The following is a 19,589-nucleotide window of genomic DNA, read 5'->3' as shown; positions in this document are numbered from 1 at the left end:
CGTCTTTCAACCGTCTTCGGTGTAGCAAAGCAGCGTCAGCCCCGACAGCAGGGCGATGAGCGGCGGCGCCCAGGCGGCCGCGATCAGCGGTATCACCTCCGCATCGGCCAGGGCGCCGGCGAACTCGTTGAGGAAGAAGAACACGAAACCCAGGGCGACCCCCGCGCCCGCCAGCCCCGCCAGTCCGCCGAGCCGCGCCAGGCGAAGGGAGAAGGCCGCCGCCAGTATGGTCATGGCGGCGAACAGGATCGGGGTGGCCAGCAGCTGCTGGAAGCGGAGCTCATAGCGGCTGGCGCTGAAGCCGGCCTGCTCCGTGGTGCGAATGGCGGCGGGGAGACGCCAGAAGGCGATCGCCTCGGGCGAGGCGAAGCGCTCCATGGCCGATTCGCTGTCGAGGCTGGAGCGGATCGACAGGCTTTCGGACCGGACGGAGCTTTCGCCGGCGGCGGCCTCGCGCACGTCGGTCAGGCGCCAGAACCCCGGCAGCAGCCGCGCCTCGGAGGCTTCCAGGCGCCGCTTGAACTCCGGAATCCCAGCCTCGTTCTTCTGGTAGACGAAGAGGGAGACGCCGCGGAGGAGAACGGTCCCGTCGAGGATCTCGCGGTCCTTGGCGTGGATGACGATCTGGCTGCGTTCGTCGCCCTGGCGCAGCCAGACCTCGTCGGGCGCGTCGGTCAGATAGTTGTCCATCACGCGCGCCCGCTCGAGCTCGAAGCGGGCGTTCGACGCCGCAGCCAGGGGATTGAGCAGGGTGACGGCGATCACGCCGACGAGGGCGGCCGCTATGGCCGTCGGCAGGATGAACCGCCAGGCCGACACCCCTGCGGCCCGCATGGCCACGAGTTCGCTTCGCCGGTTGAGGCTGACATAGGCGGCCATGCCGCCGAACAGGAAGACGAACGGCAGCAGGACCAGCATCAGCGAGGGCGCCCGCAGGGCGGTCAGGCCGAAGAGCTGGCCGACGCTGACGTCGGCGCGCACCCCGACGGAGCGCGAGAGATCCACGAACTGGACCAGGACCACGACGGTCGCGATCACCGCCAGGGCCACGCCGATATTGAAGAAGCTGCGCGAGAGGACATAGGCCTCCAGGCGACCGAACCGCATCATGCCGGCGCCCCCGTCGCGATGCGCGCGGGCCGGCGGCGCATGTCGATGAACCGCGACACCTTCTGGCGGAAGATGATCCGCAGGGCCACGGCGCAGGCGATCACCGGGATGGCGTACTGCAGGATGTTGAGCCAGGCGCTCGACTCGCAGGCGGCCTGGACCACGAAGCCCAGGATGCGGCTGCCGGCGGCGGCCGCGCCGCCCCAGGCGATGCGGCGCCCGTAGCCCATGCGGTTGTATCCCCCGCCGATGATGGCGGCCAGGGCGATGGCCATGAAGGCGATGTTGTACAGCGGCGTGGCCAGGCGCGCGTGGCCCTCGGCCAGCATGTCGAGCCGGTTCCTCTGCTCCCAGTCCTGCTGCAGGTCGGGGAAGAAGAGCTCGTGCAGGTAGCGGTCCGAGGGCTTGTAGTGGACCAGCTCCTCGCTCGCGATCAGCGGGGAGAGGTCGAAGATGTACTCGTCGAAGGTGAGGAAGTTCAGGACGCCGGTCTCGCTGAACTCCTGCGTCGAGCCGCGCCGCATGATGAGCACGGGCGAGCCCGCGCGGGTGGCGAGCTGGCCTTCGTCGGCGGTGTAGGTGGTCGCCGACCCGCCGGGTTCGGCGCTGTGGATGAAGAGATTGCCGATGCGTCCGCGGCTGTCGACGCTCTGCGCATAGACGGTCAGCCCCGGCGCCGGCTGGGTGAACTCCCCCTCGCGCACGAGCGTGGCGGCGAGGTCGGTCCGCACCTCGAACAGAGTCTCGCGCATCTCGCGGAAGGCCGCGGGCTGGACGAAGAGGTTCATGACCAGGGCCAGGAAGGCGATGACGGCGGCCAGGCGCAGGGGCGGGGAGACGACCCGCCAGCGGCTCATGCCGCCGGCGAAGCAGACGACGATCTCCTGCTCGCTCTGCAGCCGGTTCAGCGCCACCAGGGCGGCCACGAACAGGGCGATGGGCATCACCATGTTGATGAGCTGCGGCATGGCCAGCAGGGTGATCTTGAGGAAGACGCCCGCGCTCTGGCGCTGATTGATGATGACGTCGAGCGCCGACAGGCTCTGGCTGAGCAGGGCCACCGAGGTCAGGGCGAGCGTCGCCAGGAGCGTCGGACCCAGCAGCTGGCGAAGGAGATATCGATCGATCAGGCGCATGGGAAAAAAGCGGCGTCGCCGGAATGATTTGGCGCGCCCTGGGCGCGAAGCTGTTCTAAACCATGCGTCGCCGCGCCACACAACCGCCGCAGGCGGCGCCATGCTGGGCGCCCTGGCGGTGGCGCGCCATCCACATTGCTTTGGTTGAGGTTTCGCATGGACATCGAATTCGTCACGGTCGGCGCTGATCTGGCCGAGAAGACCGCGCTCGCCCTGATCGTGTTCGAGGGCGCGCCGCTGTCGGGCGCCGCCGCCGAGGCCGACCGGCAGTCCGGCGGCGCGCTTTCGCGGGCGCTGGAATCGGCGCGCTTCACCGGCGCCAAGGGACAGGTGCTCGATGTCGTCGCCCCGGCGGGCCACAAGGCCGCGCGCCTCCTCCTCGTCGGCGCGGGCAAGGCCGAGGCCTTCGACGACATCGGCGCCGAACATGCTGCGGCCAGCGCCTACAACGCCGTGAAGCTCTCCGGAGTCGCCACGCTCCGCGTGGCGTTCGGCGACGCCGCCGCCGCGCGGCCCGAACGCGCCGCGCTCGGCCTGCGGCTGGCGGCCTATCGCTTCGACCGCTACCGGACCAAGGAGCCGGCCGACAAGAAACCCTCCGTGACCAAGGGCGAAGTGGCCTGCGCCGATCCCGACAAGGCCCGGGCGGCCTTCGTGGACTACGCCGCCCTCGCTGACGGCGTGGCCTTCACCCGCAACCTCGTCTCCGAGCCGGCCAACATCCTCTTTCCGGCCGAGTTCGCGCGCCGCGTGAAGGAACTCGAGACTCTCGGCCTGGAGGTCGAGATCCTCGGCGAGGCCGAGATGGCCAAGCTCGGCATGGGCTCCCTGCTGGGCGTGGGGCAGGGCAGCGCCCGCGAAAGCCAGCTGGTGGTGATCCGCTGGAACGGCGCGGCCGACCCCAAGGCTCAGCCGATCGCCTTCGTCGGCAAGGGCGTCTGCTTCGACACCGGCGGCATCAGCATCAAGCCGGCCGACGGCATGGAGGACATGAAGTGGGACATGGGCGGCGCAGGCGCCGTGGCCGGTCTCATGCACGTGCTGGCCGGGCGGAAGGCGAAGGTCAACGCGGTCGGCATCCTCGGCCTGGTGGAGAACATGCCTGACGGCGAGGCTCAGCGGCCGGGCGACGTGGTCACCTCCATGTCGGGTCAGACCATCGAGATCATCAACACCGACGCCGAGGGCCGGCTCGTCCTGGCCGACGCGCTCTGGTACTGCCAGGACCGCTTCAAGCCGAAGTTCATGGTCGATCTGGCGACCCTGACCGGGGCCATCATCATCAGTCTCGGCAACGACTATGCGGGCCTGTTCTCCAACAACGACGAACTGTCGGAGAACCTGCTGGCGGCCTCGAAGACCGAAGGCGAGCCCCTGTGGCGGATGCCGCTGCCGCCCGCCTACGACAAGCAGATCGACAGCATGATCGCCGATGTGAAGAACACCGGCGGCCGTCCGGGCGGATCGATCACCGCGGCCCTGTTCCTGCAGCGGTTCGTCAACGGCCTGCCCTGGGCCCACCTCGACATCGCTTCGACCGCCTGGAAGAAGCCCTCCACGGTGCCGACCCTGCCGGAGGGCGCCACCGGCTACGGCGTGCGCCTGTTGAACCGGATGGTGGCGGAGAAGTACGAGGGCTGAGTCCCGTCTGCGGTCGCCCAGGAGGCTCCGGTGCGATTCGTCCTGACGCACAGTCCGCTGCTCGGCCCGCTGAGCTGGCAGGCGGTGCGCGACCAGCTTGCGGCTCGCGGGCACGAGGCCCGCGCGCCGGCCTGGCCGCGGCTGGCCGCGATGGGGTCCGACTTCTATGCGCGGCTCGCCGCGGGCCTCTCCGAACAGGTCGGCGCAGGTCCGCCGGTTATGCTGGTGGTTCACAGTGGGGCAGGCGCCCTGGCGCCGGCGCTCGAGACGGCTCTGGCCTCGCCGGTGGCGGGAGTGATCTTCGTCGACGCCATCCTGCCGCATCCTGGCCTCGCCTGGCTGGACACGGCGCCGCCGGCCTTGCGCGCCGATCTCCATGCCGGCGTCCAGGACGGCCTGCTTCCCTCGTGGGACGACTGGTGGCCGCCCGGGGCGCTGGACCGGCTCGTGCCCGATCCCCAGCTGCGCTCGGCCATGACGGCCGAGCTGGAGCCCCTGCCGCTCGCCTATTTCGAAGAGGCTGCGCCGGAGGTCGGGCTCTCTGCGCCGGGAGCCTATCTGCAGCTCAGCGGCGCCTATGAGGACCAGGCGCAAATGGCGCGCGCCCGCGGCTGGCCGGTTCGCCGTCTGCAGCTGAACCATCTCTCGCCCCTGACCGCGCCTCGGGAGGTTGCGGTGATGGTCGAGGCGCTGGCCCGCGAGGTGCTGGAGGCGGTCGATGGCTGAGACGGCGTGCGAGGTGTGGTTCTACCACCTGGAACGTTCGGGTCTCGATCAGGTGCTGCCCGATCTCCTGGAGCGCACGCTGTCGCGGGGCTGGAAGGCGCTCGTGCGCAGCCGCGCCCAGGAACGGCTCGAGCACCTGGACGGCTGGCTGTGGGCCTATCGCGACGAGAGCTTCCTGCCCCACGGCCTGGCGGAGGAGCCCCATGCGGCGGCCCAGCCGGTCCTGCTGACGGCGGGGATGGAGAATCTGAACAAGGCCGATGCGCTGTTCCTCATCGACGGCGCCGAGCCTGGGCCGTTGGAGGAGTTCGTGCGTTGTCTCGTCCTGTTCGACGGGCGGGACGAGGCGGCCCTGGCCACCGCCCGCGCCCAGTGGAGCGCATTGAAATCGAAGGGCCTGCCGGTGTCCTACTGGCGACAGATGGCCCGCGGATGGGAGAAACAGGCATGATCCGGACGTTCGTTCTGAGCTTTGTCGCCGCCGCGACCCTGGCCGGCTGCGCCAGCGAACCGCCGCCCGCGCCGCGGCCTGCGCCTCCTGCGCCGCGTCCGGCGGCGCCGCCTGAGCCGGAGGATCAATGCGGCGCGGCCGAGGCCCGCCGGCTGATCGGCCGCCATCGCAGCGAGATTCCGGTGCCGGTGAATCCGGGCCTGCAGCGCGTCGCCTGCACCACCTGCCCGGTGACCATGGATTTCCATCCGCGCCGGCTGAACTTCTTCTACGACGCCGAGACGGGCGTCATCAAAGAGGTGCGCTGCGGCTGAGCCCTGGGGTCAGAAGGTGTCGTCGCGGTCGTTGCGGCCGCGGCGGCCCAGCCAGCGACGGAGGACGGCGAAGGCGCCGGGCGCGACGATCGCCGCGGCCATCAGCAGATAGACCACCTGCAGCCAGTCGGGCACGTCAGGTCTCCTGCGGCTGCTGCGCCAACACTTCGTCGAGGGCGTCGAGCAGGCGTTCCAGCTGGATCGGCTTGGGGGTCAGGGCGTCCATGCCGGCCTCCAGGTACTCCTGCTCGTGATGCGACATGGCGTTGGCGGTCAGGGCGATGATCGGCGTGCGCCGCCGGCCCTCGGCCTCCTCGTAGGCCCGGATCGTTCGGGCCGCCGTGGGCCCGTCCATGCGCGGCATCTGCACGTCCATCAGTATGGCGTCCCAGTCTCCGTCCTGCCAGGCGGCGACGGCGCTCTCGCCATCGCCCACGATATGGAGATCGATCGCCAGCGGCGCCAGCAGCGTCTTGAGGACCAGCTGGTTCATGGGATTGTCTTCGGCCGCCAGCAGGCGGACGGGAACGGCGCCGGCCGGAGCCGCAGCGGGCGCCGGGGGCGGCAGGGGCTCGCCGGCGCCGACCGGGGCCGGGGGCAGCGGGAGCCGGACCGTGAAGGTCGAGCCGAGGCCGAGGTCGCTCTTCACGGCGATGTCGCCGCCCATCAGCTGGCAGAGCTCCTTGCAGATCGCAAGACCCAGGCCCGAGCCGCCGAACTTGCGGGTCGTGGAGGCGTCGGCCTGGACGAACTTGTCGAAGAGCGAGGGCAGGCGGTCGGGCGCGATGCCGGGGCCGGTGTCGGCGACGGCCATGACCAGATCGCCGCCGGCGCGCGACACCCGCACGTCGACCGAACCTCGGGAGGTGAACTTCACGGCGTTGGCCACGAGGTTGTAGAGGATCTGGCGGACGCGGGTGGGGTCGCCGCGCCACGGACCGGCGGCCTCGGGGGCGACCTCGAGGGACAGGGACACGTCCTTCTCCGCCGCCAGGGTGGTGAAGGTGGAGTGGGCGGCTTCGGCGATCTGGGCGATGTCGACCGTCCCGTCCTCGATCTCGAGACGGCCCGCCTCGATGCGTGAGAGGTCGAGAAGATCGTTCAACAGGGTCAGCAGGGTCTCGCCGGCCTGCCGGACGACGGCGAGCCGTTCCTGCTGCTGGGGCGGCAAGGCGTCCCGCGCCATGGCCTGGGCCATGCCCAGGACGCCGTTCAGCGGCGTTCGGATTTCATGGCTCATCGTCGCCAGGAAGGCGCTCTTGGCGATATTGGCCGCATCGGCCTCGTCGCGGGCGCGCTTCAAGGACGCATTCAGGTTGCGCAGCCGGCGCTCGGAACGCTTCAGGTCGGCGATCGACTGGGTGAAGAGGACTGCGCGGACGGGCCCCTGGCCCACGAAGCGCGACGCGCTCAACCGGAACCATTCCCCGTCCTTCGCCTGATAGGCGCGCGTGAAGATCTCGCGCTTGCCGTCGAGCACCATGCGGACGCCGCGTTCCAGGGCGCGGCCGTGCCCGCCCGGCAGCTGGGCGAAGACGTGGAAGAGGTTGCCCCCCATGGGATAGTCCTCTCCGCCGCGCAGGCTGGCGCCCGTCAGGCGGAAGGCCCTGTTCGCCTCCACGAGCCGGCCTTCGGCGTCGACGACGGCGACCATGGCGGCGATGCCGTCGATCACGCCGCGGGCGAAGCCTTCGCTCTCCCTCAGCTCGGCGACGACGCGGCGCTGTTCGGTGATGTCCTGGCTGGCGCCGCGGATGGCGACGCACTGTCCCTCCAGGAATTCCGCGGTGCCCATGACGCGCAGCCAGATCCGCCGGCCGTCGCCGGTCAAGGCCTCGGCCTCGAAGTCCATGCGGACGCCATGGAGCCCGGTGCTGAGGATCTGGGCCAGGGCCGCCTCGCGATGCTCGGGCAGATAGACCTCAAGGGCGTCCTCGAACCCGTGGACCGGCGCAGAATAGCCCATCAGCGCCTGAAGCTCGGGGCTGTAGCGCACCAGCCGCTCGCGGAAATCGATCTCCCAGCCGCCGAGGCCCGCGAGCCGGGCGGCGTCCCGCAGGGCGGAGGAGGCGGCCTCGCCGCGGCGCTGCGCCTCCCGCACCTGGCGGATGTCGACCAGGGTCAGAACGAAGCCGCCGCCGGGCTCCCCGACCGGCTGAAAGTCGGCGTCGGCCCACAGCGGCTCGCCCGCCCGATTTCGGGCCGAGATCTCGATCCGGAAGCCCTCCCGGCGTTCGAGCCGTGAGATGATGGCGGCGCGGTGCTCGGCCTGATCGTCGGCGCTCAGGATCAGTTCGCACGGCGTCCGGCCGATCGCGTCCGCGGCCTCATAGCCGGTCAGCCGCGTGAAACCGGGATTGATCCAGACGAGCCGGCCGCGGTCGTCCGTCAGACCGATGGCGTGGGCCGCGGCCGTGGCGCCGGCGGCGATGTCCGCCTCGAGTCGAGCGTCAGCCTGACTCGACGGCCCGTGGGTTCCGTCCATGAGCATGCCTCCAGCCTAGCCGCCGGATGTGAACAAAGCCGGAAAGATCAGGTGATTCGCTTTCCGGCAGGTTGCGCGCAAACCGTTCCCTGGTCAGGCGTTGGCCGCCTTTAGCGCCTCGTAGGCCTCGGCGGCTTCCATCCATTCCAGCTCGGCGGATTCCAGCGCCGCCTGGGTGGCTTCCCGCTCCTTGGCGAGCCTGCCGGCGCGCGCCGGATCGGCGGCGAACAGCTCCGGGTCGGAGAGGCGGGCGTCGATCTCCGCCAGGCGCTTGGTGACCTTGGCGAGTTCGGCCTCTGCGGCCTCGGCCCGACGGCGGGCGTTCCCCGTCGGCGCCTTGGCCCGGGGCGAAGGCGGCGGCGGCGGAGCCGTTTCGGGCTCCGGTTCGCGCACCTGCGTCGGCGCCCGCGCCCGCGCCTTGGCGAGGTCGATCACATAGCGGGCGTAGTCGTCCATATCGCCGTCGAACGGGCGGATCTTGCCCTCGGCCGCCAGCCAGAGCCGGTCGGCGACGAGTTCCATCAGCGAGCGGTCGTGGGTGATGAGGATGACGGCGCCGTCATAGGCGTTCAGGGCCTCCAGGAGCGCCCGGCGGGAATCGATGTCGAGGTGGTTGGTCGGCTCGTCGAGGATCAGAAGGTGCGGCGCCTCCGCCGCCACCATGTTCAGGAGAAGGCGCGCCCGCTCCCCGCCCGACAGGTCGGCGACCGTGGTCTCGACCTTTTCGCGATGGAAGCCGTACTGCGCCAGGCGGGATCGCCGCGAGGCCTCGGAGGCTTCGGGCATGGCGCGCCGGATGATGTCGAGCGGCGTGTCCTTGGGGTCGAGCGCCTCGATCTGGTGCTGGTGGAACCAGCCGACCCGCATGCGCCGGTCGCGGTGCATGTGGCCGGCTTCAATCTGCAGGGCCTCGGCGATCATCTTGGCGAAGGTGGACTTGCCCGCGCCGTTGACGCCCAGGAGGCCGATGCGGTCGTCCACGTCCAGACGCAGGTTCAGCCCTTTCAGGATCGGCGGTCCGCCATAGCCGACGGACACGTCCTCCAGCCGCACCAGGGGCGGGGCCAGCGGCCGTTCCGGCGAGGGCAGGGTGAAGGGGGCGACGTGTTCGCTTTCCACCGCGTCGATCACCGGCAGCTTGGCCAGCGCCTTCAGGCGCGACTGCGCCTGTGTGGCCTTGCTCGCCTTGGCGCGGAAGCGGTCGACGAAGGACTGCATGTGCGCGCGCTTGGCTTCGATCTTGGCGCGCATCGCCTCCTGCAGGCGCGCCTTTTCCGCGCGCTGGGTCTCGAAGGCGTCGTAGCCGCCGGGATAGAGGGCGAGCTTGCCGTCGGCCAGGTGCAGGATGTGATCGACCGAATTGTTCAGCAGCTCACGGTCGTGGCTGATGATCAGGGCGCTGTAGGGATAGGCGCGCAGACGCGCCTCCAGCCACAGGGCGCCTTCGAGGTCGAGATAGTTGGTCGGCTCGTCAAGCAGCAGCAGATCCGGCTCGGCGAAGAGGGCGGCGGCCAGGGCCACGCGCATTCGCCAGCCGCCGGAGAATTCGGCCATCGGCCGGGCGAGGTCCTCGTTCGAAAAGCCCAGACCCGAGAGGATCTCCGCCGCGCGCGAGGGCGCGCGGTCGGCGTCGATCTCGATCAGCCGGGCGTAGATCTCCCCCATCTCCTCGGGCGGCGCGGTGTCGAGCGACGCCAGCAGGCTCGCCCGCTCCTCGTCGGCGGCGAGCACGGTGTCCATGAGCGAGACCGGCGTCGCCGGATGCTCCTGATCCACCGAACCGATGCGCGCGCCCTTGGGCAGGCTGATCTCGCCCGAGCCGAGGACGAGTTCGCCCTTGATGAGCTTGAAGAGCGTGGACTTGCCCACGCCGTTGCGGCCGACCAGGCCCACCTTGGCGTTCTTGGGCAAGGCCACGGTGGCGCCGTCGAAGAAGCGGCGGCCCCAGGCGTCGAAGACGAGTTCTTGAATATGAAGCATGACGGTCAGGCGTACAGGTGGGCGCCCGCGCACGGGCGCGGAGTCGCCAGGGGTGGCGGTGGGGGTGGCCGGGAATATCCGAGATCCGCGCCGCCGCCGTCCCGACCGATGCGGGCGCTCATAGCAGACCCCGCGGCCGGCGTCAGGGGGTATCGAGCCCGCGCGGCTTGGCGCAGCCGGAGCCTGCGGTTATACACGCGCGCCTCTGGGCGGCCTCCGTCGCCTCAAGACCCCCATTCCTGAAGAAAGTCCCATGACCGAACGCACCTTCTCGATCATCAAGCCGGACGCCACCGCGCGGAACCTGACCGGCAAGATCAATGCGGTGATCGAAGACGCCGGCCTGCGCATCGTGGCCCAGCGGCGGATCCGCATGACCGAGGACCAGGCCAAGAAGTTCTACGAGGTCCACAAGGAGCGCCCCTTCTACGGTGAGCTCGTCGGCCAGATGACCTCGGCGCCGGTCGTCGTCCAGGTCCTGGAAGGCGAAAACGCGGTGGCCAAGTACCGCGAGATCATGGGCGCCACCAACCCGGAGCAGGCCGCCGAAGGCACCATCCGCAAGCAGTTCGCCCTGAACGTCGGCGAGAACTCGGTTCACGGCTCCGACAGCCAGGAGAACGCCAAGATCGAGATCGCCCAGTTCTTCACCGACGACCAGATCGTCGGCTGATCGGCGGATCGAGCCAGACATGTGAAGGGCCGCAGCGGCGACGCTGCGGCCCTTTTCGTTTCCGGTCGGGCCGCCGCCCTCAGGCCGAGGCGAGCTCGCCGCAGATGAAGGCGTCCTCGCCGCTCGTCAGCAGGGCTTCGAGCACGTCTGGGCCGTCCTCGGCGGCGACGATCAGCACCATGCCGACGCCGCAGTTGAAGGTCCGACGCATCTCCTGCGTCTCCACCCCGCCGGTTTCCTGCAGCCAGGCGAAGACCGGCGGCAGCGTCCAGGCGCTCCAGTCGAAGTTCGCCACGAGCCCCTCGGCGATGGCGCGCGGCGGGTTCTCGACCAGGCCGCCGCCGGTGATATGGGCCAGGCCCTTGATCTTTCCGGCCTTGATGAGCGGCACGAGGCTGCGGACATAGATGCGCGTCGGCGCCATCAGCGCCTCGGCCAGCGTCTTGCCCGGCTCGAACGGGCAGGGGGCGTCCCACGCCAGGCCGGAGACCTCCACGATCTTCCGGACCAGGGAATAGCCGTTGGAGTGCGGCCCGGAGGACGCAAGCCCGATCAGCAGGTCGCCGGCGGCCTGGTCGCCTAAGCGCGGCAGGACGCGGTTGCGGTCGACCGCGCCCACGGAAAAGCCGGCCAGGTCGTAGTCCCCTTGGCCATACATGCCCGGCATCTCGGCGGTCTCGCCGCCGACCAGGGCCGCGCCCGCCTGCCTGCAGCCCTCGGCGATGCCGGCGACCACGCGGGTGGCGACCGGCACGTCCAGCTTGCTGGTGGCCAGATAGTCCAGGAACATCAGCGGCTCGGCGCCCTGGGCCAGCAGGTCGTTGACGCACATGGCCACGAGGTCGATGCCGACCGTATCATGCAGGCCGGTCTCGATGGCGATCTTCAGCTTGGTGCCCACGCCGTCCGTGGTGGTGACCAGCAGAGGGTCGTCATAGCCCGCCGCCTTGAGGTCGAAGAGGGCGCCGAATCCGCCGAGGGAAGCCTCTGCGCCAGGGCGTCGCGTGGCCTTGGCCAGCGGCTTGATGGCGTCGACGAGGGCGGCGCCGGCGTCGATGTCGACACCGGCCTGGGCATAGGTCAGGCCGTTGGGCCGTTCAGTCATCTGGAAGCCTTGGGCCTTGCTCGGCCGGAAAGTTTTTGACGTGCGCTTGCAACGGGCGCTTGCAGACTCGCCTGCGCGCGAGGCTATAGCTACCGGATGACGCCGATTACAACCACCGCCGAACTCGCGGCGTTCTGCGACAAGCTCAAAGGTCAGCCTTTCGTCGCCGTGGACACCGAGTTCATGCGCGAGACCACCTACTGGCCCAAGCTCTGCCTGATCCAGGCGGCGACGCCCAAGGACGAGGCGGTCATCGACCCTCTCGCCGACGGCATGGACCTGGAGCCGTTCCTCGAGATCCTTCGCGACGAGTCGATCCTGAAGGTCTTCCACGCCGCACGGCAGGACGTTGAGATCTTCAACAATCTGAAGGCCATGCCCCGGCCGCTCTTCGACACCCAGGTGGCCGGCATGGCCGCCGGGTTCGGCGAGCAGATCGCCTATGACGCCCTGGTGCGGCAGATGCTGAAGATCGAGCTCGACAAGTCGAGCCGCTTCACAGACTGGGCGCGCCGCCCGCTGGCGGACTCCCAGCTCTCCTATGCGCTGGCCGACGTGACGCACCTGGCCAAGCTCTATCCCATGCTGCGCGCGCGGCTGGAGAAGGAGGGGCGGCTCGTCTGGGTCACCGACGAGATGGAAGGGCTCACCGATCCGGCCAACTACGACGTCGATCCCGACAACGCCTGGAAGCGGCTGAAGCCGCGCCGGCACACGGCCAAGTACCTGGCCGCCTACAAGGCCGTGGCCGCCTGGCGCGAGCGCACCGCCCAGCATCGTGACCAGCCGCGCGGCCGGATCCTGAAGGACGAGGCGATCGACGAGGTCGCCACCCAGCTGCCGACGGACGCCGCCGCCCTGGATCGCCTGCGCTCGGTGCCCAAGGGGTTCTCCGGCTCGAAGTTCGGTCCGGACCTGCTGGAAGCCGTCCGGGAGGCGTTGAAGAACCCCGAGGCCTATGCGCCCGTCGTCGAGAAGCCCAAGGCGCAGAGCTCGCCCGCCGCCGGGGCTGTCGTTGAGCTTCTGAAGGTCCTGTTGAAGGCGCGGGCCGAGGACGCCGGCGTCGCCTCCAAGCTGATCGCGACGGTCTCCGACCTCGAGATGATCGCCAATGACGACGAGGCGGCGACGCCGGCCCTGAAGGGCTGGCGCCGGGAGGCCTTCGGAGAGGACGCGCTGCGCATCAAGCGCGGCGAGCTGGCCCTCGTGCTGGACGGCGCGAAGGTGCGTGTGGTCGAGGTGCGCCGGGGCCCCCGCAAGGCCGCCGCCGAATAGGCGCTATTCCAGCTCCAGACGCAGCTTCAGCGCCGAGGCGAGCGTCCCGGCGCGCTTGGCCGTCTGCTCGCCGAGCAGAAGGTCGGACCAGCCCTCGGCGGCGGTCAGGCGCAGGCGGTCGCCCTCGAGCGTGAGCGCCGAGCGCGACAGGAGCTGTCCGTTGCGGCCGGAGATGTCGCACCCCAGCCGCAGGGCTGCGCCCAAGGCCCGCGCGCGGGCGCGGCGCTCGGTCGAGAGCACTCTGAGGATGGTGTCGGCCTCCGGCATATTGTTCGAGGCGCTGTGGCGCGAGAAGGCCGCCAGAGCGAGGAAGCAGCGCTCCGCATGATCCATTCCGGCGATGGGGGCGCGAAGGACCTGCGCGAAGGCGAGTTCGGCCCTGTGGTCGGGGTGCAGGCGTCCGCCGAGGTCGGCCAGACGGCAGGCTGCGGCCACGAGCCGGGGTTCCCGGTCTCCGAACACCGGCGGCAGGCGCGAGAATACGGGGGCGACCCAGGCTTCCAGGGCCTGGACGAGGCCGCCGGCCGAGAGGCCGCGCATGGCCGCCATGGCGTTGCAGCCCTCCAGCAACGGGTCGCGTCGCCGGACCTCTTCGGACATTGATTCCAGAAGCAGGCCCTCGCGAAGGCCGAAGGCCGAGATCACGATCCGCTCGAGGCCGAGCTGCTCCACGAGGCTTTCGAGGACCAGGGCGGCATAGGGCAGGGCCTCGTACCGCTTCTTGGACAGGCCCTCGATACGCTCGAGGGACGGGCGCGACTGGCGGCTGACGAAGCGCGCCAGGTCGAGCACCTCGGTCCGGCTCATCGCGTACTGGTGGGCCACGCGCAGCGGATAGTCGGCCATGATCATGTGCAGCAGGCCAAGATTGCGCCAGCTGCCGCCCACGGCGTGGAACTCGCTCGCCCCGAACCGGCCGGCGACCGGCGCCAGGGCCCGCTCCACGGTTCGCCGGACCTCAGCCGCATCCAGCGGCGCCGGGGCGCCCAGGGCGAGCGGTCCCAGCGGCAGGGTGATCCCCATGCCCGGGCCGTCGTCCTCAATGCGGACCAGTTCGAGGCTCGATCCGCCCAGGTCGCCGACCACCCCGTGCGCGCCAGGCTCGCCCGCCAGGACGCCGGCGGCGGCGTACCTGGCCTCTTCCTCGCCGCTGAGGATGCGCAGCGGCAGGTCGAGTTCGCGACGGACGCGCTCGGCGAATTCCGGTCCGTCCGAGGCGTCCCGCACGGCGGCCGTGGCGACGGCCAGAACGTCGGTCTGGCTCCAATCCTGAAGAATGGCGCGGAAGCGGCGGAGGGCCGTCAGGGCGATCTCGACGCCTTCCTGCGACAGCCGCCCGCTCTGGGCCATGTCGCGGCCGAGCCCGGCCAGCGCCTTCTCGTTATAGACGGTCCAGATGGCCCGGCCTTCCAGGCGGTAGATGACCAGGCGGACCGAGTTCGATCCGACGTCGATGACGGCGGCCTGCCGCGCCGCGCCCTTAGCTTCGGGCGGCGACATGATCGATCGCGCGCGGCATGTCCTTTACGCGTTGGCCTCGGCCGGAGAGGCTGGGATTGGTCATGAAGTACTCGTGCGCGGAGAAGGCGCTGGGGTGATCCCAGTTCGGGTCCCGGGCATAGCCGCCTTCGGCGTCCAGCGTCCAGCTTTGGGCTTCGTCCTTCAGGTTCGCCACCATGATCTGTTGCAGGACCTGCTGGTGGACCGTGGGGTTCTCGACCGGGACGAGGCTTTCCACCCGGCGGTCGAGATTGCGCGGCATCCAGTCGGCCGAGGAGATGAAGACCCGGGCCTTGCCCGACGGCATGGGATGGCCGTTGGCGAAGGCGACGATCCGGGAGTGTTCCAGGAATCGGCCGACGATGCTCTTGACCCTGATGTTCTCCGACAGGCCGGGCACGCCCGGGCGCAGGCAGCAGATGCCGCGCACCACCAGGTCGATGGCCACGCCGTCCTGGCTGGCGGCGTAGAGGGCGTCGATCACCTCCGGGTCGACGAGGGCGTTCATCTTCGCCCAGATGGCGGCCGGCTTGCCGGCGCGCGCATTCTCGGCCTCGCGCGCGATCATCTCGACCAGGTCGTGCTTCATCGTCACCGGTGAGAAGGACAGCTTTTCCAGCCGCGAAGGCTCGGCGTAGCCGGTGATGAAGTTGAACACCCGGGCGGAATCCCTCGCCAGGGCCGGATCGCTGGTGAACAACGACAGGTCCGTATAGATGCGCGCCGTGATCGGGTGGTAGTTGCCCGTGCCGTAGTGGCAGTAGGTGCGCACCTGGTCGCCCTCGCGCCGCACCACGACCGACAGCTTGGCGTGGGTCTTGTACTCCACGAAGCCGAAGACGACGTGCACCCCGGCGCGCTCCAGGTCGCGCGCCCATTTCAGATTGGCCTCCTCGTCGAAGCGGGCCTTGATCTCAATGACGGCGGTGACGTTCTTGCCGTTGTCGGCCGCCTCGATCAGCGCGGCCACGATGGGGCTGTCGGACGAGGTCCGGTAGAGGGTCTGCTTGATCGCCAGCACATTGGGATCGCGCGCCGCCTGGCGCACGAACTGAACCACCACGTCGAAGCTCTCGAATGGATGGTGGACGAGGATGTCCTTCTCCCGGATGGCCGAGAAGCAGTCGCCGCCATGGTCGAGGATGCGCTCCGGAAAGCGGGCCGCGAACGGCTTGAACTTCAGGTCCGGGCGATCCGGCGGGATGAGCTGCGACAGCTCGTCGAGCCCCAGCAGGCCGTCGATCTGAATGACGTCCTCCGGTTGCGCGCTGAGATTCTCACAGATGAAGCCGCGCAGATCCTCGGGCATGGCGGCTTCGATTTCCACCCGCACGACCGAGCCCAGACGCCGCTGCTTCAGGCGCGCCTCGAACTCGCGGACCAGATCCTCGGCCTCTTCCTCGATCTCCACGTCGGAGTCGCGGATGAGGCGGAACACCCCGCTCGCCTCCACGTCGCAGCCGGGGAAGAGGTGGTCGACGAAGAGCGCCACCATGCCTTCGAGCGAGACGAAGCGGCGCTGAGGCTTGGCCGACCGCCGTCCCCCGCGGCCCGTCTCCAGCTGCCAGAAGCGAGCCGCCTGCGCCGGGATCGGCACCATGGCGTTGAACTTCCGGCCGTCGGACCCGCGCCGCAGAGTCAGGGCCAGCGAGAAGGCGAGGTTCGGAATGAAGGGGAAGGGGTGCGCCGGGTCGATGGCGAGCGGCGTCAGGATCGGGAAAACCTGGCTGAGGAAGGTCTGCTCGAGGCTGGCGCGCTCAGCGGGCGTGACCTCGTCGGCCTCGACCAGCCTCAGGCCCTCGGCCGCCAGCTCGCGGCGCAGCTCGCGCCAGCGGTTCTGCTGGTCGATCATCAGCATGGCCGCTTCGGCGTTGACCTTCTCCAGCTGTTCGAAGGCGGTCAGGCCGTCCTGGCTGATGGTGCGCACGCGTTCGCGCACCTGCGCCTTCAGGCCGGCCACGCGGACCATGTAGAATTCGTCGAGGTTGTTGGCGGAGATCGACAGGAACCTCAGCCGCTCGAGCAGCGGGTGGCGCGGGTTCTTGCTCTCCGAAAGCACCCGCTCGTTGAAGGCGAGCCAGGAGATCTCGCGATTGAAGAAACGGTCCGGCGAAGCGGCCAGGGCCTCGTCCCACGACCGGACCGCAGCAGGACGGGCCTCTCCGGCGGCGGGGTTGGGGGCGGCATAGGTCATCTCGGCCTCGCTGGCTCGGCGGTCTCGTTCAGAGACGAAGGATCAGTCGAAAAGGTCAAGATTCTCGGTGTCGTTTTCAAGAATATGGCGCGCCAGAACGCGCGACACCGGCCTGTGATCCTCGCCGGACGCGGCGTCGAGCCGGCGCACCACGTCCTGCGCGGCGGCGGCCGACCGCTCGATCCGGCGGAGCAGGTAGGGCACGACGTCCTCCTGCGGCGCGATGTTGCGCTGGGCGAACAGCCGGCGCAGCAGCACCTCCAATACCCGGTCGTCGGGCGGCTCGATCTCGGCCACGGTGAGGGCGTTCAGGCGTGACCGGAGGTCGGGCAGGTCCGTCGTCCAGGCCGAGGGCGGCGTCCGGGCGGTGACCAGAAGCCCGCCGCCTTCGCGGGCGGCCATGTTGATGCGGTGGAACAGGAGCTCCGCGTCGAAGCCGCGGTCCAGATCCTCGATCAGCACGGGGCCGGCGGGGCCGACATCAGTCGACCGCGGGGGGAGTTCGACCGCCTCGGCGCGCGCCCGCCAGGCCTGGGCCAGGTGGGTCTTGCCCACGCCCGCCGGTCCGATGAGCGCCAGGGCCCCGCCGGGCCAGGCCGGCCAGCGGTCGACCGTCTCCACGGCCGAGGCGTTGGAGGGGCCGACGGCGAACTCCGACCGTTCGTAACTGGGGGCTCTCTGGAGCCTCAGACGCAGTTGACGGGCCATGGACGAGATCGGCGGTGGAACATGACTCGGAGCCTATCAGCCGGGTCCGGAACGGTCGACGCGGGCCCATGTTCCGCCTGGGGATGATCGCGTCGCCCCTGGGGAGCAGGCGGCCCGGCCCTCCGGAACGCGCAGGCCGTCCGCGGCGCTTAGGTCCAGCGCCGCTTCGGGCGCGGATCAGAGGAGATCGCCATGTCCGACCATGTCTACCGTGTCGTCGAGGTCGTCGGCTCGTCCGAGACGAGCATCGAGGACGCTGTCCGCAACGCCGTCACCGAGGCAGGCAAGTCGATGCGCGAACTGCGCTGGTTCGAGGTGATGGAGACCCGCGGCGAGATCGCCGATGGTCAGGTGCGGCACTTCCAGGTCCATCTGAAGCTCGGCTTCACCCTGGAGGACTCCCGCGGCTGACGGCGGCCTCAGTCGCGGGGCGCGTGCAGCGCTTCGCGGCTGTTCACGCGGCTCCATCCCTCCGGCCGCAGCAGTTCCAGCGGCGAGAAGCGGGCCTTGTAGTCCATCTTGTCGCTGCCGCGGACCCAGTAGCCGAGATAGACGAAGGGCAGGCCGATGAGCCCGGCCTGCACCACATGGTCCAGGATCATGAAGGATCCCAGGCTCCGTTTCGGCCAGGCCGGATCGTAGAAGCTGTAGACCATGGACAGGCCATCGCCCATCAGATCGATCAGGGCGCAGGCGATCAGGTCGCCCGGTCCGCCGTCGGCCGAGGCCCGCCGGTACTCCACCAGATGCGTGCGGACGGCCGTGTCCTCGACCATGGCGACATAGTCGGGCCAGGTCATCTCGGCCATCCCGCCATCGGCGTGGCGCGTCGTCAGATAGCGGCGGAGCAGGTCGAACTGCTCCATCGTCGCCTCGGCCTCGACCACGGAGCGGACGATATCCTCGTTGCGGGCGAGGATCCGGCGCTCCGAGCGCGAGAAGACATAGTCGGCGACCGGCAGACGGGCCGAGACGCAGGCCATGCAGGACTCGCAGGCCGGCCGATAGGCGATGTTCTGCGAGCGGCGGAAACCGATCTGGGTGAGGGAGTCGTTGACGCTGGGCCCGTCCGCCAGGGGCAGGTGGGCGAAGACTTTCCGTTCGAACCGCCCGGGCAGGTACGGGCAAGGCGACGGCGCGGTCAGGAAGAACCTTAACTGTCGCGTCGGGAAATGCTGCGTCACGGACCTTGCGTTCGCCCTCTAACCCCGTCTGTCGCAACGATTAGGGCGCATGCATGGCGCTCAGGCAAGCTGACACATTTCGGTGATCGTCAGCTCGGGCGCATTGGCGTCAGAGGTCAGGGCGTGATGTCGGGCGGCAGCACCGGCGCCTCGCGCAGGAGCACGATGGCGATCCGCCGGTTGCCGGGCAGGGTCGGGTCGTCCGGATAGAGCGGCTCGGAATTGGCCTTGCCCGAAACCTGATAGACGCGGTCGGCGTCGACGCCGGCGCCCTGCAGGACCTTGCGCGCCGAATCCGCCCGCGCAGCCGACAGAGGCCAGTCGCCCTCGGCGCGGGCGCCGTTCATGTTGACGCTCGTATGGCCGTAGATGCTGATGCGGTTGGGCAGCTGGTTGATGACCTTGGCGACCGCCCGCAGCAGGAGGCGGGCGCGGTCGTTCGGCTGCGACGCCCCCTCGGCGAACATGGAGCGGCCCTCCTGGTCCACGAGCTGGATGCGAAGGCCCTCGGGGGTCTGATCGATGATGATGTTCTTCGACAGCTCCGCAAGCTCGGGCATGTCCTGCAGCGCCTGGCGCAGGGACTGTGCGGCGGATTCGAACGCCGCCTGCTCGCGCTTCTGGAGCGCCTCGCGCAGGGCCTCCGTGGCGGTGTCCTGCAACTGGCTCTTCGAAGCGGTGTCCTGCGTCTCACCCTCTTCTTCGGGGTTCGGCGATTCGGGGGACATCTGCTCCATGATCGACATGGAGCCCGACGACTTGGCGCCGTCCGAGCCGAGGGCCGTGCCGCCCAGAATGCCTCCGGCGCCGGACGTGGTGGACGAGACGCTGGCGGGGGCGAAATAGTCGGCGATGCCGCGCTTCTGCTCCGGGCTGGTCGTGTTGATCAGCCACATCAGCAGGAAGAAGGCCATCATCGCGGTCACGAAGTCGGCATAGGCGACCTTCCAGGCGCCGCCGTGGTGGCCGTGGCCGCCGCCCTTCTTGACCTTCTTGATAACGATCGGCGCTTCGCCCACCGCCATGACGCGACCCCGCATTAACGCTATTGGGCGGGAGGTTGCGCAGGCCCTCGTTAAGATGGCGTTGCGTTTTGGCGTGAGGAGC

Annotated in this window: 18 protein-coding genes; 7 read left to right on the top strand and 11 right to left on the bottom strand. The window is 69.6% G+C overall.

Annotated elements, in window-relative coordinates:
• Positions 1-6: 6 nt before the first annotated feature.
• Entirely contained in the window at positions 7-1,110 is a 1,104-nt protein-coding gene (gene lptG, locus H2041_RS04090) for an LPS export ABC transporter permease LptG (protein WP_293409753.1), read from the bottom strand.
• Positions 1,107-2,246, bottom strand: coding sequence for an LPS export ABC transporter permease LptF (gene lptF / locus H2041_RS04085; protein WP_293409751.1), 1,140 nt, complete (start codon positions 2,244-2,246; stop codon positions 1,107-1,109). Before lptF ends, lptG begins: the two co-directional genes overlap by 4 nt.
• A 156-nt stretch (positions 2,247-2,402) precedes the next feature.
• Between lptF and H2041_RS04080 the strand changes: the two genes are divergently transcribed.
• From H2041_RS04080 to H2041_RS04065, 4 genes are read left to right on the top strand one after another with little or no spacing between them, the layout of a single operon-like run.
• Positions 2,403-3,887 (top strand): leucyl aminopeptidase, encoded by a 1,485-nt coding sequence (locus H2041_RS04080; protein ID WP_293409749.1) that lies wholly within the window; start codon positions 2,403-2,405, stop codon positions 3,885-3,887.
• A 30-nt stretch (positions 3,888-3,917) separates the two neighbouring features.
• Positions 3,918-4,613 (top strand): hypothetical protein, encoded by a 696-nt coding sequence (locus H2041_RS04075; RefSeq protein ID WP_293409747.1) that lies wholly within the window; start codon positions 3,918-3,920, stop codon positions 4,611-4,613.
• Positions 4,606-5,064, top strand: coding sequence for a DNA polymerase III subunit chi (locus H2041_RS04070; protein WP_293409745.1), 459 nt, complete (start codon positions 4,606-4,608; stop codon positions 5,062-5,064). Before H2041_RS04075 ends, H2041_RS04070 begins: the two co-directional genes overlap by 8 nt.
• Positions 5,061-5,378, top strand: coding sequence for a peptidase inhibitor I78 (locus H2041_RS04065; protein ID WP_293409743.1), 318 nt, complete (start codon positions 5,061-5,063; stop codon positions 5,376-5,378). Before H2041_RS04070 ends, H2041_RS04065 begins: the two co-directional genes overlap by 4 nt.
• A 9-nt stretch (positions 5,379-5,387) precedes the next feature.
• Here H2041_RS04065 and H2041_RS04060 read toward each other — a convergent pair whose 3' ends face one another.
• The 3 genes from H2041_RS04060 to H2041_RS04050 form a co-directional block, all read right to left on the bottom strand.
• On the bottom strand, positions 5,388-5,513 hold the full coding sequence (locus H2041_RS04060) for a hypothetical protein (protein WP_293409741.1): 126 nt from the start codon (positions 5,511-5,513) through the stop codon (positions 5,388-5,390).
• 1 nt (position 5,514) lies between these two features.
• On the bottom strand, positions 5,515-7,863 hold the full coding sequence (locus tag H2041_RS04055) for an ATP-binding protein (RefSeq protein ID WP_293409739.1): 2,349 nt from the start codon (positions 7,861-7,863) through the stop codon (positions 5,515-5,517).
• A 93-nt stretch (positions 7,864-7,956) separates the two neighbouring features.
• Positions 7,957-9,843 (bottom strand): ABC-F family ATP-binding cassette domain-containing protein, encoded by a 1,887-nt coding sequence (locus tag H2041_RS04050; protein WP_293409736.1) that lies wholly within the window; start codon positions 9,841-9,843, stop codon positions 7,957-7,959.
• A gap of 253 nt (positions 9,844-10,096) precedes the next feature.
• Here H2041_RS04050 and ndk point away from each other — a divergent pair, with 253 nt between their 5' ends.
• Positions 10,097-10,516 carry a nucleoside-diphosphate kinase gene (gene ndk / locus H2041_RS04045; RefSeq protein ID WP_293409733.1) on the top strand — a complete coding sequence of 140 codons (420 nt, stop codon included), beginning with the start codon at positions 10,097-10,099 and terminating at the stop codon, positions 10,514-10,516.
• A gap of 79 nt (positions 10,517-10,595) precedes the next feature.
• On the opposite strand, the gene purM is transcribed toward ndk, so the two are convergent.
• The gene (purM, locus tag H2041_RS04040; protein WP_293409731.1) at positions 10,596-11,621 is read right to left on the bottom strand and encodes a phosphoribosylformylglycinamidine cyclo-ligase; all 1,026 of its coding nucleotides are present in this window, start codon (positions 11,619-11,621) and stop codon (positions 10,596-10,598) included.
• Between the two features lie 96 nt (positions 11,622-11,717).
• Between purM and rnd the strand changes: the two genes are divergently transcribed.
• The gene (rnd, locus tag H2041_RS04035; protein ID WP_293409729.1) at positions 11,718-12,896 is read left to right on the top strand and encodes a ribonuclease D; all 1,179 of its coding nucleotides are present in this window, start codon (positions 11,718-11,720) and stop codon (positions 12,894-12,896) included.
• Between the two features lie 3 nt (positions 12,897-12,899).
• Here rnd and H2041_RS04030 read toward each other — a convergent pair whose 3' ends face one another.
• The 3 genes from H2041_RS04030 to H2041_RS04020 are packed head-to-tail and all read right to left on the bottom strand — an operon-like array spanning position 12,900 to position 17,298.
• Positions 12,900-14,396, bottom strand: a complete 1,497-nt coding sequence (locus tag H2041_RS04030; RefSeq protein ID WP_293409727.1) for a Ppx/GppA phosphatase family protein — start codon at positions 14,394-14,396, stop codon at positions 12,900-12,902.
• Positions 14,377-16,590 carry an RNA degradosome polyphosphate kinase gene (locus H2041_RS04025; RefSeq protein ID WP_293409725.1) on the bottom strand — a complete coding sequence of 738 codons (2,214 nt, stop codon included), beginning with the start codon at positions 16,588-16,590 and terminating at the stop codon, positions 14,377-14,379. The genes H2041_RS04030 and H2041_RS04025 overlap by 20 nt, the downstream gene beginning before the upstream one ends.
• Before the next feature lie 42 nt (positions 16,591-16,632).
• Positions 16,633-17,298, bottom strand: a complete 666-nt coding sequence (locus tag H2041_RS04020) for a DnaA/Hda family protein (protein WP_293409723.1) — start codon at positions 17,296-17,298, stop codon at positions 16,633-16,635.
• 192 nt (positions 17,299-17,490) lie between these two features.
• On the opposite strand from H2041_RS04020, the gene H2041_RS04015 reads away from it, so the two are divergent.
• Positions 17,491-17,709, top strand: coding sequence for a dodecin (locus tag H2041_RS04015; protein ID WP_293409720.1), 219 nt, complete (start codon positions 17,491-17,493; stop codon positions 17,707-17,709).
• An 8-nt stretch (positions 17,710-17,717) separates the two neighbouring features.
• On the opposite strand, the gene H2041_RS04010 is transcribed toward H2041_RS04015, so the two are convergent.
• Together H2041_RS04010 and H2041_RS04005 are read right to left on the bottom strand one after the other, a co-directional pair.
• Complete coding sequence (locus H2041_RS04010; RefSeq protein WP_293409719.1) at positions 17,718-18,482, bottom strand: arginyltransferase; 765 nt, start codon at positions 18,480-18,482, stop codon at positions 17,718-17,720.
• Between the two features lie 116 nt (positions 18,483-18,598).
• Positions 18,599-19,507, bottom strand: a complete 909-nt coding sequence (locus H2041_RS04005; RefSeq protein WP_293410070.1) for a flagellar motor protein MotB — start codon at positions 19,505-19,507, stop codon at positions 18,599-18,601.
• Positions 19,508-19,589: the final 82 nt, after the last annotated feature.

The sequence above is a fragment of the Phenylobacterium sp. genome, assembly GCF_013911965.1.
Taxonomy (GTDB): Bacteria; Pseudomonadota; Alphaproteobacteria; order Caulobacterales; family Caulobacteraceae; genus Phenylobacterium.
Note: the sequence above shows the minus strand (reverse complement) of the source record. Positions and strands in the feature narration are given on the sequence as shown.